The organism is Cyclonatronum sp. (assembly GCF_022565315.1).
In the GTDB taxonomy this organism is placed as follows: domain Bacteria; phylum Bacteroidota; class Rhodothermia; order Balneolales; family Cyclonatronaceae; genus Cyclonatronum.
Window position 1 is genome coordinate 1 of sequence record NZ_JAIUMX010000025.1, and the last position, 15,436, is coordinate 15,436.

The following is a 15,436-nucleotide window of genomic DNA, read 5'->3' on the forward strand; positions in this document are numbered from 1 at the left end:
GACTAATACCACCCTCAAAGCCGCCCTTTCTTTCATCGGGCTTTTCGTTGCCGGTGTGGTGAGCGGCTATTTCCTGGCCGTTGTGAGCGGGGCCTCAACCGGCCTTCCTGCACAGCCGCCCGTTACTTCCGAAGCGCCGCGCCCTGACGTGCGAACCCCGGACGGCGAGTTCACTCCGGAGCTACAGGCCCGTATCCGCGAAATGCAGGATCACATGATCACCAACCTCAACCTGAGCGAAGAGCAGCAGCAGCCCCTGTTCGAAATGATCCGCTACAACCACTACGAGCGCCGCAGCATGATGCAGCAGAGCCGGCAGCAGTTTCGTGAATTGATGGAGCAGCACGATGCGGCCTTCCATGATCAGCTGGTAACCGTACTCGATGAGCGGCAGATTGTAATCTGGGATTCGCTCTACTCCCGCGAAGCCCAAATGAGGCGGCAGCAGCAGCAGCAGCGGGGTCAGGGGCAGGGTTCAGGTTCGGAAGGCGGCCGGGGCAGAGGCCAAAACTAAGCGAGTTTCTGAGGCAGGCCGCTTCCCGGCACATCAGTGAGGGCACCACAGCCATCACACCAAACATCCCTCACCATCCATCACAAAAAGCTCAGCCTTCCGCCTCAGCCCGCATCTTTTGGCATTCGCACTTCACCCCGTAATTCACGCACAGCTCGTGATCAGGCGGGGCCGAAAAACGGGCTTTGCAGCAGGCACGCCCGTGATGGATCATCAGGTGGCTCAGGTCAGTCCAGTTTTCGCGGGGGAAAAGCGCCATCAGGTCGCGCTCTATTTTTTCAGGATTGTTGTGCCGGCTCAGCCCGAAGCGGTTTGAAAACCGCCGCACATGCGTATCAACAACCACCCCAACATTTATCCCGAACGCGTTCCCAAGCACCACATTCGCCGTTTTTCGGGCGGCCCCGCGCATGGTCAGCAGCTCATCCATCGTCTGCGGCACCTCACCTCCAAACTGATCCCGCACGGTTATGGCGGTCTCCTTAACGGACTTCGCCTTGTTCCGGTAAAATCCGGTCGGGCGCACGGCCTCCTCCAGCTCCTCAAGGCTCGCCTCCGCAAATGCATCCACCGTCGGGTAGTCGCGGAACAGCTTTTCGGTAACCATATTCACCCGCACATCGGTGCACTGCGCGCTCAGAATGGTGGCAATCAGCAGTTCGAAGGCGTTGCTGTAATTTAGCTCACAGTGCGGGTTCGGGTAGTAAGTGTAGAGCTTGTTCAGAATTTCGAGGGCCCGGGCTTTCTGCTGCGCCGTTTTCCGCGGCAGCTTCATGCCGCGTGTGGAGGTCGGATCTTCGGGGATGACGGGTTTCTTGCTTGCTGCCATAAAATGTGCGTTGCGCTGTATTTTGAAAAAATAAGGTGATGTGTTTTTTACAGGGTGATGCGCACCTTGCCCCGAATAAACGCCGGGGTTTAGCGCCTTCCGATCGGACTGTTGCGCCTTTCGAGGCGGTCAAAACCGGGCAGGGCCTGGAACAGGCTCCGCATTTGGGAGTCGTTCACCCGAAGCGAAAACAGGAAGAATTTGAAATCCCCGAAGGGATTCCACTCAAAACTCATCGTCCAGCAGTGAAGGTTCCGGTCAACGCCGAAACGGGAGGGCGTGAGATCTTTCTGAATGAAATCGTAGCCGAGCGAGGTTCGGATGCGCCAGCCGTCGGTGAGCTGTATCATGATGTTGTCGGCATTGAGCACCGCTGAGCGCACCTGATTGTTGAAATTCACGAAGCGCCAGGAGTACGTAAACCGCAGCGAGGCCGACCACGGCACGCGGAAGTCCGGCACGGGGTCCTGATTAAAGCCGGGATCTATGCCGCGGAACATGGTCTGATCGAAGGCGTCGTAGAACCGGGGGTAGTACATGGGGCCGGGCCTTATCTGCGGCCCCCCGCCGCGCCCGCCGCCGCTCACCGTTGTACTCGCATTGATGTTGTACCGGGTGAGGCGCGCAAAGCGCCCGCTGTTTTCCCACAGGTATTCGTTGATGGCCACCCCGAGGGAATCCTGCGCATAGAAGTTGAAAGCCGCCCCCGCGTTGATGCGGATGTTTTGCAGGATGTTGGAGGAAAAGGTGAGGTTGAGTTCGCTCAGGCGGAACTGCTCAGCCGCAAAGTTGTAGCTGAGGGATGCGTTGAGGTTGTCGATGAGGCGCAGATTGCGTTCGTTGCGTTCGCCGAGGGAGTCGCGGCGCACCTGCTTGGTTTCCAGAATGTTGGACAGCGAAAAGCTGATGGCCCGCTGCTCACCCGCCCCGGGACCGCCCAGTACACCGCGCTCAAAAATAGAATAGCGGCGGGTGTTGCCCAGCGTATCGGTTTCAACTTCGCGGAAATAGCCCCAGAAATCCGAAGAAAAATCCGGCTGATAGGTGAAGGTTACCGACGGCCGCATGGTGTGCCGGAAGCGTTCAAAACTTCCGATGCGGGCTTCCGAAACCCCGTAAACAGCCGTGTTGAAACTCATAGAAGTGCTGAAGGTGCGCGCGGCCGTAAATCCCTGCTCGATGCGGTCTTCTACCCGGTTGGTTTCGGGGTTGAAGTCTTTCCGGATGGTGTCGGGGTACCAGAACTCGTTGATTCGCCCGCCCGCGGTGATGTTCAGAAACTCGCTTGTGGTAAGCTGCGTGCTGAGCTCGGCCCGCTGACTTAGCCCGTAGCGCACATGACCAAGTTCACCGGTTGCCTCGCGGTACCTTGAGGGAGAAAACAGCGCTTCAAACCAATTAATGTCTGAAATCGGCTCTCCCTGACTGTCGCGTAGGGGGGTGAAATTGAAGCGGGATGAAAACTGCCCGCCGTAGGAAAGGCTCAGGGTTTCGTACCAGCGCTGATCGCTTCCGCCGCGCCGCCGTTCAAACGGGTTGAAGCGCCGGAAACTGTAGTTCGCATTCGGCCCCTGAAACTGCACCTGATTGGTGGCGAAGTTCTGCGACTGCTGCATCGAAACGCCCAGGGTGTACAGCCCGTCAGGGTGCCGGTAGTTGAAACTCGCCCGCGAGCTTGTTGAAGTTTCCGCCCGTTCGTTGATGTCGTAGCTGTTGCGCCGGAAGTAATCGGCCGTACGCAGGTTGATGTTGGCCGAGAGGTTCGCAAAGGGGTTGATAGTCTGCTGATGGTTGATTTCCAGCCGCCGGTTGATTGTACGGCTGAAATCCGGGTCGGTGCTTTCGAGGCCGCGCTCGCGCGAGTAGCCGATGCGCACGGAGCCGGTGTAGCTGCCGCGCAGGGCGTAGTTGGTGGTGCCGTCGGCGAAGAAGGTGCCGCTCGTGTACACGTTGGCCCGCACACTGCCCGTGAGGTAGTCGTTGAAGTACTGAAACCAGCCCACGTTTTCGATGCCGAGCCCGCGCGTTGACTGATCCTGAAGTACGAGGCTGGGCTCGAGCAGACCGCTGCGCCGCTGCTGAAGCCGCGAGGGCAGGTACCCGAACGGAAAGATGACGGGGTAGGGGATGTCGAGCAGGTACAGCTGAGCCCCCACGAAAAAGACTTCTTCCTCATCCACCATTTTCATCCGTCTTGCCCTGATGTAGTAGTGCGGATGGTCGAGTTCGCAGCTGGAAAAAATGGCATCCTCAATAAAAACAACGTGCGGGGTAGGCGCTTTCACGGCAGTACCGGTGAGGGTGCCCTGATCGATACCGACGCGGGCTACATCAAACTTGCCCTGCTCGGTAACGAAGTTGAACATGATGCGCCGGCTCGTGATTTCATCGCCGTCGCGGGTGAGGGTGGGGATGCTGAGCGTATCAACCGGTGCGGCGAACGGACCCTGCCGCGTAATCCAGCGGCGGAACAGGGCGGAGGCGTCGGTGGTATCGACCGGCAGGCGCCGGGCTTCGGCCGTAGCCAGATTTTTCTCAAGGTCGAGGGTGATGGCGCCGGCCGTAAGCCGCCCCGAGGGATGCGCAACGCGCGCGTTGCCGTAAAGATCGGCCGTGCGCCTGCCGTCGAGCCGGATCACCAGCGAATCGCGGGCTGTGAAGCTGATTACATCGGTGAGGCCGCCTTCCTGCCCGGCTGCGCTTGCCTGCTGAGCCGGAGCCGGAGCTGAGCCGGGGGCGCCGTCGAAATCGGGATTGGTGATGAAGTCCGGCCGGCCGTCGGGGGCCGCCGCCGCCGGTAGCGTATCAGGCAGTGCCGGGGCTTCGGGCGGAGGGAGGGAGTCGGGCACGGCCGCAGCAGTGGTGTCGGCCGGCGCGAAGCGGAAATGAGTTGCAGCGCCGAAAGCCGGATCAGGCCCGGCGGGCATCATCCCGATAACAAAAATCCCTGAAACAAACAGGCTTAGCAAAAAAAGGAGCGCTGCGGGTACAGCGCTCCGAAAGGGGACCTGATTTTGAGAAACCGGCGACAAGGGTAAGGATTTTGGCGTTAAAACTTTCATGAGCCGGTAATGTTTTGGCAGGCGGCCCGCGTCAGTACACGGGCCGCAAAATCCGGTACCTCAATTCGGCTGCACATGCCCCGGCACTGACTGTAAGGCCAAAGCCTGCAGGGCGGTGGCGCTGCTGTTTTCAGCCGGGATATGAAAAGCTGTTCACGCACAAAAAATCAGGAATGCTGCTTTAGAGATTTTCGAGGGCCAGGGTGCCGGCACCGAGCAGGGCCGCTTCATTGCCCAGCAGTTCCGGGATTACTTCAAAATCGCTTCGGAAAGGCGGCATCAGCCGTTCCATTGCTGCCTGAAAGCACGGCTTGAGGATATGATCGCCGGCCTGCGCTACGCCGCCGCTGATCACAATTTTCCGGATATCGAGGGTGTGCACGTAGTTCACAATGGCGTAACCGAGCTTGCGGCCGGCATCAGCCAGGATATCGCGCGCCAGCTGATCGCCGCGGTTGGCTGCTTCGCTGAGCTGCCGCGGCGTCATTGCCTCAAAATTTCCGGCATAGGTTTTATACAGTTCGCTCTCCGGATTCTTGCGGATTTGGTCAGCCGCGCGCTGACTCAGGAACCGCTGCCCGAGATAGGCTTCGATGGCACCGGGCACCGTGCTGTTGCAGGCCGCGCCGGCGTAGTCGATAGAAACGTGGCCGAGCTCCGCCGCCGCGCCGGTAGCACCGCGGAAAATCTTGTTGTTAAAAATGATGCCGCCGCCCACGCCGGTGCCAAGCGTAATCATAATGAAGTGGTCGTAAGGCTTGCCCGAGCCGAAACGCGCTGAACCAAGCGCCATCAGGTTGGCGTCGTTTTCCACAAGTGCATCGAGGCCGGTTCGTTTTTTCATTTCGGCAGCAAGCGGAACCACGTTCCAGCCCTTGAGGTTGGGCGGATTTTGCACAGACTTGCGGTCGAGGCTTATCATGCCCGGGGCACCAATGCCCACGCCCAAAATGGTTCCCTCTGCATCGAGCTGCACTTCTTTGATGAGGCCCGCCATGCGGTCGAGCGTAGCCTCAAGCCCCGTGTCGGCTTCAGTCGGGATGGATACTTGTTTCAAAACACCTTTTTCGGGGTGTACAATGCCGGCCTTCATATTCGTGCCGCCAAGGTCAAAGCCAATGGATACGTTCATAAAAGGATATTATTTGGGTTGATGAAGGGAGTAAGTAAGGGCGCCGGCCGTTCGCTTAGCGCCTTTCCCTGAATTCATAAATGACCTCGCCGGGCCTGCGCATGCCGTACTCTTCGCGGGCTATGCGCTCAAGCTGTGCGGGGTCGTTTTCCAGGGCCTCAATTTTTTCTTCCAGTATTTTGGTTTCAGCCTGCAGCAGCTCAGTCTGCTGTTTCAGATCGCTGTATTGTTTTTGAAGCTGATATCGGGTTAACAGGCTGTGATCATCAAAAAAACCAATCCAAATGAGCACAAAGCCGGCCAGCAGAAACAGCAGGAAGCGGCTTTTCCATTGAAGGGGGTTGAAAACGGGTTTCATGGAGGGAAGGATTTTTAGAGGTTCACGGCCTTCTAAAATAGGGCTTAGTCGTATATTGTGAAAGCTGCGGTTTTGCCGCCGAGGCGCTCATTTTGTGCCATTTTGCCGAAATTTCCACAAAACCGGAAATCTGTACCGCTTCCCTTTTCTCTCAAAGCCTGCTTTATGATGCTGCGTCCCTTTTCTGCGCCCCGCCCCGCTTTCCGGGCCCCATCTCACTGTGCCGGCGGCCTGACCGGAACCATGGACCGGTCTGTGAGGCCTTCCTCCGAAAACCCGGCACGCTCAGCTTTTTTTTCTTTTCGGGGGATGTGTTTCCGGCTGCTTCTGCTGCTGTTGCTCGTTGCAGTTTTTCCGGCTGCGGCCCTCTCCGTTCACCGGAACAGCGCCCCGGCCGATACTTCCACCGTGGAGTGGATGCAGTTTTTTTTCAACATGCCGGCCGATACGAGCCTCTCCCGAAACGGCACCCGGGTAAACGACAGTCACGACCTCATCGGCACGCTCACCGATCTGATTGAGGCCGCGCGCTACAGCGTGGATGTGGCCGTCTATGATTTTCAGAATCCGCGGGTGGGTCAGGCGCTGGCCGATGCCCGTGCGCGCGGGCTCCGGGTGCGGGTTATCATCGATCAGGGCAACCGCGACCGCCGAGCCGACCTTACCGACAGCCTGTGGGAAATGCTGCGCGAAGGGGATGTAATTGTGATGGACGACAACGGAACGGTGTACTGGCCCGACGGCCGGATTGAGCGGAACCGCATCCCCGGTTCCACGAGCTTTATGCATCACAAATTCGCCGTGATTGATGCGCAAAGCCCCGACCCGGACGACTTCTACACCTGGGCTGGCTCCATGAACCTCACCTACACCGGCCCCTACAACACCAACGTGACCTACATGATTAAAGACAGCGGCATAACCCGGGCGTTTGAGGAGGAATTTAACATCATGTGGGGCAGCGAAGGTGCCCTGCCCGACCCTGCCCGTGCCCGGTTTAAGCGGCACAAGCCGAACGTTTCGCGGAATCAGCACTGGGTGGGCGATACGCCCGTGGAGCTGTATTTCTCGCCCATGAACAGCGCCCGCACCAAGCCGGGCATAAGCGACCGCGTGGTTGAGCTGGTTGAAAACGCCCGCTACGACCTGGCATTTATGGCGTTTTCCATAACGCCGGGCATTCCGATCAGTCAGGCCATTTGGGCGCGGAGTGCGCAGGCCGATGTAACGCTGAGCGGGGTTATCGACCGTGCCTTTTTTGGCCGCTACCGCGCGCAGGGCGAAATCTGGACCGTGCCCGAGGCCCGCATGTTTGGCCGCAGCGTGCTGCCCGGCCGCGAGCTGCGCAAGCTGCACCACAAAACCCTGCTGATCGACGCCTTCACCGACGCCCCCGATGCGGTGCCCGTTGTGGTTACCGGCTCCTACAATTTCTCTGCCGCCGCTGAATTTGCGAATGATGAGTTCATGCTCATCATTCACTGCGGGCTTGTGGCCAATCAGTTTGTGCAGGAGTTTGCCGGCGTGAAGGCCCGTGCCCGGGGCGAGGCCGAGCCGCCGGTGCCGGCTATGAGCCCCGATGCCTGGTACCGCGTGGCCTCCGTAACCGACGGGCAGCTGTTTGAGGTGGAGCTCACACCGAATTTTCGGTACCCCGTAAGCCTGATCGGTGTTGATGCCCCGCGCCTTTTTGCGGGCGCGGCAGACAGCTCGCACTATCATGCCGGTGCTTCTGCTGCGTTTTTGAACAACCTGCTTTCGGGGAAAGAAGTGCGGTTGGAGGGCCCTTACGGCGGGGTTCCGGAAAACCGCTTCAGCCGGTTTCATGCGTATGTAACGGCGCGGGATTCAGCCGGCAACGAAACTTCGGTTAACCGGGAAATGCTGCTGAACGGCATGGCGGCCTACAGCCGGTTCAACGTGCAGCATCCGGATTCTGCAGCGGCATGGCGGGCAGTAGCCGGGCAGGCTGAGCGGGCCGGCCTTAACCTGTGGGCGCAGCCGGAGAAAATCGGCACCCGTGTGGGCCGCGCTACTGAGGACCTCTCGGCGCGGGTGCGGTCAGCGCCGGACTTCCCCATTAATCTGAACACTGCCCCGCTTGAGGATCTCGTGCTGCTGCCCATGATCGGCCCGGCCCGTGCACAGGCCATTATCGACCACCGAAACGCACACGGACCCTTTACTGAACTCGACCACCTGCAGCGCATCCGCGGTATTGGTCCGGCCATTGTGGAGCGCATCAGCGTTTTTGTGGTGCTGGAGTGATCCGCCCGGAAGTTGGCACGCGTAAGGCACGGATTTTGGGAGACCGGACTGCTGACTGTTGACCGCAGACCGCAGACCGGAGACCGCTGACGGCTGTCCGCACAGTGCGCGCCTTCTCTTTTGACCGCTGCCTATCCCCTAAAAAGCACGGAACCTGCCGTAGGTTTGGGATTTTTCACAAGCACGAAAAACAGTGATGCCCACGGAGTTCACCCCCAAAAAAAAGCACGCACCGGTGAGATGCGTGCTTCGGTTTTGAGATCGTGTTGGGATGCCCGGGGGCTTAGCGCGGAATGCCGGATGTAAGCTCGGAAACCCGCAGCTCGCCTGAGACGATTGCGCCGTTTTGGTATGTGCCTACCCAAACGTCGTACTGCCCGGTGCGCGGGTTATCGAAGCGGACGAAGGGGTTCAGGGTATTTGAGGTAGCGTCGTCGTTGCAGTGCCAGCTTCCGTCGGGTGCGTTGATGATGAGGGTGGTGTCGTTATCTGAATTGTCGGCCACGAAGAAGAAGTGCAGCAGCGAGGAGCTGCCATCCCAGTGGAGGCGGAAATCGGGGGCGGTTGACGCATAGCCTACGCAGCCGCTGCCGAGGCTGAGGTTCCAGACATCGTTGAAGCCGCCGGCATTTATGCGCACGCGGTGCGGGTCGGGCGTGAAGCCCGCCTGCAGGTTCGCGGTACCGAAGTGCGGGCTGAGGGTCCAGTCGAGGCCGGTAGAAACGGGCTCTTCATAGTCATCATAATAGAAATCGTCCTCAAAATCATCGTGATACTGAAACTCTTCGATGTAGCCTTCGGAGATTTCGAGGCGTCCGTGCACCGGATTCCCGGGGTTGAAAGTGCCGAGCCAGACCTGATAGCGTCCGTTAGCGGGGTTGAGGATGTTGACTCCGGGGTTGAGGTTGCCGGGATGGACGTCGTCGTTGCAGAAAAAGAAGCCGGCCGGGTCGCGCACGAGCATGGTTGCGTCGCCGCCTTGTGCGCCGGCACGGAAGAAGAACTGAAGCTGATTGCCGCCACCGCTCCAATCGAGCTCTACGCTTGGGGGTGATGAGACAAAACCTACACAGTTGTTGTCGGTTTCGTCCTCAAGGCTGATGGTACCGCCTCCTGACGCCTGTACCGAATGCGGATCGGGCAGGAAACCGGAGCGCAGGCTCACACTTCCGAAGGCCGGGCGGGCGCTGAGGCGCAGCTGTGCGGGGCTTGCGGTGAAGCGGAACGTGGCCTGATCTTCCTCAACCTGATCGCCGGCTGTGTCGAGCTCGGTAATCAGCAGTTTGCCGTCAATGAATTCTCCGTCGCGGTAGGTGCCCACCCAAATGTCGTAGCGGCCTTCGGAAGGATTAAAGAAAGTGATGCCGGGATTGAGGGTGCCGGAGCTTTCATCGTCGTTGCAGTACCAGCTGCCGTCGGGCGCGTTGATGATGAGGGTGGTATCGCCGGAATTGTCGGGCTGGAACCGGAAGGTTACGTAGCTGCTGCTGCCGCTCCAGAACAGCTGTGCATCGGGCCGCTGATCGGCATGGCCGATGCAGTCGCTGCCGAGGTAGGATACATCAACCGAGCCGCCGGCGGTGATCTGCACGGTGTGGGGGTCGGGTGTAAATCCTGCCCGAAGCCTGTGGGTGCCAAAGTGCGGTTCGCCGTTTATATTGAGGGCAAGACCGTGCTCAATGCCGCTGTCTCCGTGGATGTAATCCCAGGAGGTGTAGATATCTTCAGCTTGCATAACAGCTGCAATCAGCTGAATGCTGAGAATGCTGCCAAGCCTGCCGCCGGTATCCTGTTCGGTACGCACATACGTTGGCAGACCGATAAAAAGGCCGTCTTTATCGAGGGCGATACCGCCGCTGCTGCCCGGCGAAAATTCGGCGTTGGTTCTGATCCACTCAGGCAGGCGCTGCCCTTGTATTTCTTCGTACTTAACCGAAGAAACGATGCCCTGCGAGTAAACAAGCTCGTTATCGCCTATGCCGGGAAAAGAAAGGATGGAAATCGGTTCGCCCCGGTTGATTTCATAATCCATTTCGGGTAATTCCAGCGGCTCGAGAGCCAGCCAGTTACGGTGCGCTCCGAGGCGTACCTGCTCTGCACTAACCGCGTTGCCCTGCATATCGGTTGAGATCACGTAAACCGCGAAATCGTATTCCATAGAGTACATCAGCAGGCTTGCTTTATAGGTCGGGCGGGCGGGTTCAAAAATATCGTGCAGGGTGTGAACTTCTATATTGGTGTGCCCCTGAACCACATGCCGGTTGGTGAATACAAACGGCATATCTTCGATTACAATAATGGAACCCGAGCCGGTTGAAACAGGCGTAACGATCTGTGCTGCGGCAGTCGATAATGCGTTGATGTCAGGCCCTGAAGAAGTGCGCTGAGACTGCTGAGCTGAACTGCCCTTAGCGGTTTGCGCTTGTAGATCGGGGGTGGATGAAAATACTATTGCTACTGTTAACAGCAGCCCGGCAAAGTGGTTTAGCAGTAGATTCATAAGTCCTTTTTTGGGGTTGTAAATACGGTACGTGGGCTTAATTTAAGGAATTGTATTCTTCTAATTTATCCGTAAAAAGTCGGGTTTAAAACAGGCAATTTTTAGTTGCGAATAAAAAAAGCGCAGCGGTGTATATAATAAATAAACGACAAGAATGATGAATGCGGAAGCAACGGAGATCAGGCCTGAAGTGGTAAGCCGGTTGAAGAACGGTGATAAATCAGCATTTAAGGAAGTGGTGAGCCGGCTGCAAAAGCAGGTTTATTATCACGCGCTGATTGTTGTGCGTTCACATGAAGATGCAGCCGATATTTCGCAGCGCGCCTTTATCGTGTTGTGGGAAAACCGTGCCCGGATAGATAGCACACGGCCGCTGTATCCCTGGCTGTACACAGTGCTGAAGCGGCTTAGCCTGAATCTGCTGCGCGATGCCGGCCGCCGGCCGTTTGACCGCCTCGACGATAGGCCTGCATGGCTGAGCCCTGCTTCTGATGAACCGGGACCGCAGCAGCAGCTGGAACGAAGCGAGCAGGCGAAGCTGCTGAGCAGATGTCTCGGAAAACTTAACCCCGGCGATCGGGAGATGCTGGTTCTGAGGGAGATCGAGGGCCTCAGCTATGCGGAGCTGTCAGAATGGCTGCAAATCCCGAAGGGCACGGTGATGTCACGTTTGTATATGGCAAGAAAACGACTGAAAAAAGAACTGGAGGAAGCAGGATATGAGTACCCCTGATGAAACAAGCGAGAAGCTTCAGTACCTGATGATGGCCGCACTCGACGGCGGGCTGAATACCAAAGAACAAGCTGAGTTCGAAGCACTGCTGCAGGCTGATGAAAGGGCACGGCTTGAATTTGAAACCCTGAAACGAAATCAAAACAGCATGAAAAATTTGAAGTTAACGGAGCCAACTCCGGAATTTTGGGACGCCTGGAATCAGCAGCTGTTTACACGCATTGAGCGGGGTGCCGGCTGGGTGCTGTTCACGCTTGGCGCCCTGGTAGTGCTGCTTTACGGAGCCTGGATGATGCTGGAGGAGCTGCTTGCCGACCCCGAATTAGCCTGGTGGCTGAAAGCAGCTGTTGTAATGCTGGTTACCGGAACCCTTATCCTGCTGGTATCGCTGGTACGTGAGCGCTGGTTTCTGCACAAACAAGAACGCTATAAAAATATAATCCGATGAAAATTGTAACGACTTCAGAAATAAGCGGCTTCGAAATTACCGAAACCATAGGGCTGGTGCGCGGCAATACGATTCGCGTACGGAACATTGGGCGGGACATCCTGGCTTTATTGCGTATGCTTATCGGGGGCGAGGTGAACGAGTACACCAAAATGATGGGAGAAGCCCGTGAGCAGGCTCTCGACCGCATGACCATTGAGGCTCAAAGCATGGGGGCTGATGCCATTGTGAATGTGCAGTTTACAACGAGTTTTATTATGTCGGGTGCGGCAGAAATTCTTGCTTATGGTACTGCGGTGAGGTTGAGACGTAAATAGGAAATGGCAGGTAAAAACAAAGTGGTTTTCAGCTGAAATTGCTTTGAATCGGGCGTTTGTAAAGTTATATTTCGGCATTAAAACTCTGAAATAGTATGCTCCTTTCAAAAGCCTGTATTTACGGAATCCGTGCTTCGCTGTACATCGCGGCTGTTCGCCACGATGAGCGAAAATTCGTACCCATCCACATCATCAGCGACAGGCTTGAACTGTCGTTTCATTTCCTTACCAAAATTCTGCAGCAGCTCACAACTGCGGGCCTGCTGGAGTCATACAAAGGGCCCAACGGCGGGGTAACCTTCAGCCGTGATGCAAAGGAAATAAAGATCATCGAAATCATTAAAGCGATCGATGGCGATAAGCTTTTTACGGAGTGTATTCTGGGGCTGCCGGGTTGCGGACACAACCGCCCCTGCCCGATTCATGAAAAATGGGGGCAGACCCGTGAAGGGCTGAAGATTCTGTTTGAAAACACCAGCCTTCATGAAATTGCAGATAAAGCCGCCCGCGAAAACCTGCGGCTGTCTGATAAGCTCACGATGGAAGAAATTCTGAAGGGCGGCATCATAAGCAGCTGAATTAAAAAAAACAGATCCGAGGATCTGCTTTTTTTATGATTGAAAACGGGAGGAAGGCAGTTTACAGACAGCTTACCGGGTGCTGATATCGTAGTAGATTTCCGCGCCGGGTCCGGGCGGGATGCCTAACAGGAAAATCATCACAAAGAAGAGCAGCATCCACCCGATCAGGAAAAGGATACTATAGGGCAGCATCATGCTGATGATGGTGCCTATGCCGAGGTTTTTGTCGTATTTGGTGGCAAAGGCAAGGATGAGGCCGAAGTAGCTCATCATCGGGGTGATGATGTTGGTTACTGAATCACCGATGCGGTAGGCAGCCTGAATTACTTCCGGACTGTACCCGATCAGCATGAGCATGGGCACAAAGATGGGTGCCGTAACGGCCCACTGTGCGGAAGCTGAGCCGAGCATCAGGTTCACGAAGCCGGATATGAAGATGAAAAACACAAACACCAGCGGACCTGTCAGGTTCATATTTTGAAGGAAGTTGGCGCCGTTAACGGCGAGAATCTGCCCGAGGTTGGTCCAGCCGAAGTAAGCCACAAACTGTGCGGCGAAAAACACGATCACGATGTAGAGCCCGAGGGTACTCATCGATTTGGCCATGCCGTCAATCACATCGCGTTCAGAGCTGATGGTGCCCGTTATGCGTCCGAAAACCACACCCGGGATGATAAACCCGATAAAAATGAGGGCTACAATCCCGTTCAGGAAGGGCGTAATCGTAGCCGGGAAATCTGTCACGGTCGGATCCGGATTCCGCAGCACCCCCCACTCGGGAATTACCATTAGGGCAAGTACTCCAAACATGGCAACTACGGAGATAAAAGTCCAGAACAGCCCTTTGCGTTCAAGAGCGGTGAGCGGCTCCATGCCTTCGTTGGCATCGAGCTTTTCTGATGCGATGGAGGGGTCGTAAGGTCCGAGTTTTGGCTCCACAATATAAACAGTGACCCACGTACCAAGGGTGGAAATCACAAAAACGCTCACGAACATAAAGTAGTAGTTCACGGCGGCATGCACATCGTAGGTCGGGTCGATGAGGCGTGCAGCTTCCTGTGTGAGACCGGCCAGCAACGGATCGATGGTGCCAAGCAGCAGGTTGGCGCTGTAGCCGCCCGAAACCCCGGCGAAGGCCGCAGCCATACCCGCCAGCGGATGGCGCCCGAGCGAGTAAAACACGACGGCACCGAGCGGCACCAGTACCACATAGCCCAGCTCAGAGGCTGTATTTGAAATAATCCCCGAAAACACAATGGCAAATGTTACAAGAATCTTCGGCTGAAGCACAAAGTAGATCGGTTTCTTGATGAGCCGCAGAATGACCGGGTCGCTGTCGTTAATAGTTGGCTGAATGGTGAGTGCTTTGAGCACAATCCCGCGGATGGAGGTCTTGATCAGCCCGGAGTGCTCGGCTACACCCACACCAAGCAGGGCAACAAGCACGGTACCGAGTGGTGCAAAGCCCGTGAAGTTGGTTACCAGATTGGCAATGATACGGCGCAGGCCTTCGGCATTCATCAGGCTTACGGCTTCGATGATGCCGTCGGGCGAGCGCCCTCTTGTACCCTCAGGCCGCGGATCTTCAACGGCAAGGCCAAGAAGATCGGCCAGACCGCTAATTAAAATTACCCCGACGCAAAACAACGCAAACAGCGTAACCGGATGCGGCAGCAAGTTGCCAAGCCATTCTACAGCGTTCAGAAAACGGGTGAACCAGTTGCTCTGTGTGCTGCCGCCGGTGTTGGGGGAACCCTGATTGGAACTCATGGAGATAAGGTTTCGGGAAGGATAAGGGGATCAGATTGATGATTTCAGCCGCCGGAACCGATCAACAGGTGCAGCCGGCGTTTTTGGTGATGTGCTCCCTGCTCTCAAAAGGGCTTGAAGCCATCACACGAAAACATAAAAAAAAGCCTGCACCCGTTTGGATGCAAGCTTTGAAACTACAAAAAAATGGTTCAGAATAAAATAAAACCGTGAGGGCTTGTGGCTGGCACTTAGTTGAGCCGGATTGAATCGGAAGCCTGAAGCCACACCGCCCGCCAGCTTTCGGTGAAAGGATTGTTTTCGGGCGGCATATCGCGGTAGCAAACAGAAAGCGCCACAGCACCTGATGCAGTATAACGGCAAACCAGCATCGCATCGCCGGCGAAATGAGCCACTTCCAGAGCTTCTCTGCCGTGTATGCGGATGTTACGGGAGTCAACCTCATTCGTGGCAGGATCAACGGGCCAGAAGCCGGCAGGCTCGCCCGCATCCCGTGCCTTACGCCAGCCGCTGAGAATACGCTCCCGCGCAAATGCGCGACCGTCGAGCCGGCCCGGGTTGTCAAAAACCGTTACTTCAAATGCGAAGGCAGGCAGGCTGATTTCCCCACCGGTTTGAGGCATATAAAGCCGCACATCAGGGCCGGTGATGCTGAGCCTGCGTCTGAAATCGGCGCTCTGCCCCTGAAGGTCAAGCCGGCCGCTGGTCGGATATTTAAACGCAAAACCTTCTCCCAAAAACTGCTGAACATCTGAGGTAGGGGGCTCACCGGGCCGGTTGTCTGAGCAGGCATTCAGAATCAGCGTGGCCGAAAGCAGGGTAAGTACCAAAATAAAGGCGCGGAAGTTCATGTTTTTCAATAATGAAGAAGTGATAATATGATGGCAAAATAACAGATGATGTTTAAACAAGAAAGCCCCGGCA

Annotated in this window: 14 protein-coding genes; 7 read left to right on the forward strand and 7 right to left on the reverse strand. The window is 56.6% G+C overall.

Annotated features, from left to right (window positions below):
* A partial coding sequence (locus tag LAT75_RS06140; protein WP_291481756.1) for a hypothetical protein occupies nucleotides 1-514 on the forward strand: 514 nt, incomplete at its 5' end.
* A 91-nt stretch (nucleotides 515-605) separates the two neighbouring features.
* On the opposite strand, the gene nth is transcribed toward LAT75_RS06140, so the two are convergent.
* From nth to LAT75_RS06160, 4 genes are all read right to left on the reverse strand, one after another.
* Nucleotides 606-1,343 carry an endonuclease III gene (gene nth / locus LAT75_RS06145; protein WP_291481757.1) on the reverse strand — a complete coding sequence of 246 codons (738 nt, stop codon included), beginning with the start codon at nucleotides 1,341-1,343 and terminating at the stop codon, nucleotides 606-608.
* Between the two features lie 89 nt (nucleotides 1,344-1,432).
* Entirely contained in the window at nucleotides 1,433-4,405 is a 2,973-nt protein-coding gene (locus LAT75_RS06150; RefSeq protein WP_291481758.1) for a putative LPS assembly protein LptD, read from the reverse strand.
* 181 nt (nucleotides 4,406-4,586) lie between these two features.
* Complete coding sequence (locus tag LAT75_RS06155) at nucleotides 4,587-5,537, reverse strand: ROK family protein (RefSeq protein WP_291481759.1); 951 nt, start codon at nucleotides 5,535-5,537, stop codon at nucleotides 4,587-4,589.
* Between the two features lie 55 nt (nucleotides 5,538-5,592).
* The gene (locus LAT75_RS06160; RefSeq protein ID WP_291481760.1) at nucleotides 5,593-5,895 is read right to left on the reverse strand and encodes a septum formation initiator family protein; all 303 of its coding nucleotides are present in this window, start codon (nucleotides 5,893-5,895) and stop codon (nucleotides 5,593-5,595) included.
* 165 nt (nucleotides 5,896-6,060) lie between these two features.
* Between LAT75_RS06160 and LAT75_RS06165 the strand changes: the two genes are divergently transcribed.
* The gene (locus LAT75_RS06165; protein ID WP_291481761.1) at nucleotides 6,061-8,163 is read left to right on the forward strand and encodes a phospholipase D-like domain-containing protein; all 2,103 of its coding nucleotides are present in this window, start codon (nucleotides 6,061-6,063) and stop codon (nucleotides 8,161-8,163) included.
* Between the two features lie 283 nt (nucleotides 8,164-8,446).
* On the opposite strand, the gene LAT75_RS06170 is transcribed toward LAT75_RS06165, so the two are convergent.
* Nucleotides 8,447-10,663 carry a serine protease gene (locus LAT75_RS06170; RefSeq protein ID WP_291481762.1) on the reverse strand — a complete coding sequence of 739 codons (2,217 nt, stop codon included), beginning with the start codon at nucleotides 10,661-10,663 and terminating at the stop codon, nucleotides 8,447-8,449.
* Nucleotides 10,664-10,817: 154 nt separating this feature from the next.
* Here LAT75_RS06170 and LAT75_RS06175 point away from each other — a divergent pair, with 154 nt between their 5' ends.
* The 4 genes from LAT75_RS06175 (at nucleotide 10,818) to LAT75_RS06190 (ending at nucleotide 12,739) form a co-directional block, all read left to right on the forward strand.
* Nucleotides 10,818-11,396, forward strand: a complete 579-nt coding sequence (locus LAT75_RS06175; protein ID WP_291481763.1) for an RNA polymerase sigma factor — start codon at nucleotides 10,818-10,820, stop codon at nucleotides 11,394-11,396.
* Complete coding sequence (locus LAT75_RS06180) at nucleotides 11,383-11,844, forward strand: hypothetical protein (RefSeq protein WP_291481764.1); 462 nt, start codon at nucleotides 11,383-11,385, stop codon at nucleotides 11,842-11,844. Before LAT75_RS06175 ends, LAT75_RS06180 begins: the two co-directional genes overlap by 14 nt.
* Nucleotides 11,841-12,161 carry a YbjQ family protein gene (locus tag LAT75_RS06185; protein WP_291481765.1) on the forward strand — a complete coding sequence of 107 codons (321 nt, stop codon included), beginning with the start codon at nucleotides 11,841-11,843 and terminating at the stop codon, nucleotides 12,159-12,161. The genes LAT75_RS06180 and LAT75_RS06185 overlap by 4 nt, the downstream gene beginning before the upstream one ends.
* Nucleotides 12,162-12,256: 95 nt before the next feature.
* The gene (locus tag LAT75_RS06190; protein ID WP_291481766.1) at nucleotides 12,257-12,739 is read left to right on the forward strand and encodes an Rrf2 family transcriptional regulator; all 483 of its coding nucleotides are present in this window, start codon (nucleotides 12,257-12,259) and stop codon (nucleotides 12,737-12,739) included.
* A gap of 72 nt (nucleotides 12,740-12,811) precedes the next feature.
* Here LAT75_RS06190 and LAT75_RS06195 read toward each other — a convergent pair whose 3' ends face one another.
* Nucleotides 12,812-14,512, reverse strand: a complete 1,701-nt coding sequence (locus LAT75_RS06195; RefSeq protein ID WP_291481767.1) for an AbgT family transporter — start codon at nucleotides 14,510-14,512, stop codon at nucleotides 12,812-12,814.
* Between the two features lie 38 nt (nucleotides 14,513-14,550).
* On the opposite strand from LAT75_RS06195, the gene LAT75_RS06200 reads away from it, so the two are divergent.
* Nucleotides 14,551-14,712 carry a hypothetical protein gene (locus tag LAT75_RS06200; protein ID WP_291481768.1) on the forward strand — a complete coding sequence of 54 codons (162 nt, stop codon included), beginning with the start codon at nucleotides 14,551-14,553 and terminating at the stop codon, nucleotides 14,710-14,712.
* Nucleotides 14,713-14,742: 30 nt separating this feature from the next.
* Here the strand turns inward: LAT75_RS06200 and LAT75_RS06205 are convergent, their stop codons facing one another.
* Nucleotides 14,743-15,372 carry a hypothetical protein gene (locus LAT75_RS06205; protein WP_291481769.1) on the reverse strand — a complete coding sequence of 210 codons (630 nt, stop codon included), beginning with the start codon at nucleotides 15,370-15,372 and terminating at the stop codon, nucleotides 14,743-14,745.
* Nucleotides 15,373-15,436: the final 64 nt, after the last annotated feature.

Coding starts and splice junctions, on each gene's coding strand:
- nth (WP_291481757.1), bottom strand. CDS start 1,343: ATGGCAGCAAGCAAGAAACCCGTCATCCCCGAAGATCCGACCTCCACA.
- LAT75_RS06150 (WP_291481758.1), bottom strand. CDS start 4,405: ATGAAAGTTTTAACGCCAAAATCCTTACCCTTGTCGCCGGTTTCTCAA.
- LAT75_RS06155 (WP_291481759.1), bottom strand. CDS start 5,537: ATGAACGTATCCATTGGCTTTGACCTTGGCGGCACGAATATGAAGGCC.
- LAT75_RS06160 (WP_291481760.1), bottom strand. CDS start 5,895: ATGAAACCCGTTTTCAACCCCCTTCAATGGAAAAGCCGCTTCCTGCTG.
- LAT75_RS06165 (WP_291481761.1), top strand. CDS start 6,061: ATGATGCTGCGTCCCTTTTCTGCGCCCCGCCCCGCTTTCCGGGCCCCA.
- LAT75_RS06170 (WP_291481762.1), bottom strand. CDS start 10,663: ATGAATCTACTGCTAAACCACTTTGCCGGGCTGCTGTTAACAGTAGCA.
- LAT75_RS06175 (WP_291481763.1), top strand. CDS start 10,818: ATGATGAATGCGGAAGCAACGGAGATCAGGCCTGAAGTGGTAAGCCGG.
- LAT75_RS06180 (WP_291481764.1), top strand. CDS start 11,383: ATGAGTACCCCTGATGAAACAAGCGAGAAGCTTCAGTACCTGATGATG.
- LAT75_RS06185 (WP_291481765.1), top strand. CDS start 11,841: ATGAAAATTGTAACGACTTCAGAAATAAGCGGCTTCGAAATTACCGAA.
- LAT75_RS06190 (WP_291481766.1), top strand. CDS start 12,257: ATGCTCCTTTCAAAAGCCTGTATTTACGGAATCCGTGCTTCGCTGTAC.
- LAT75_RS06195 (WP_291481767.1), bottom strand. CDS start 14,512: ATGAGTTCCAATCAGGGTTCCCCCAACACCGGCGGCAGCACACAGAGC.
- LAT75_RS06200 (WP_291481768.1), top strand. CDS start 14,551: ATGATTTCAGCCGCCGGAACCGATCAACAGGTGCAGCCGGCGTTTTTG.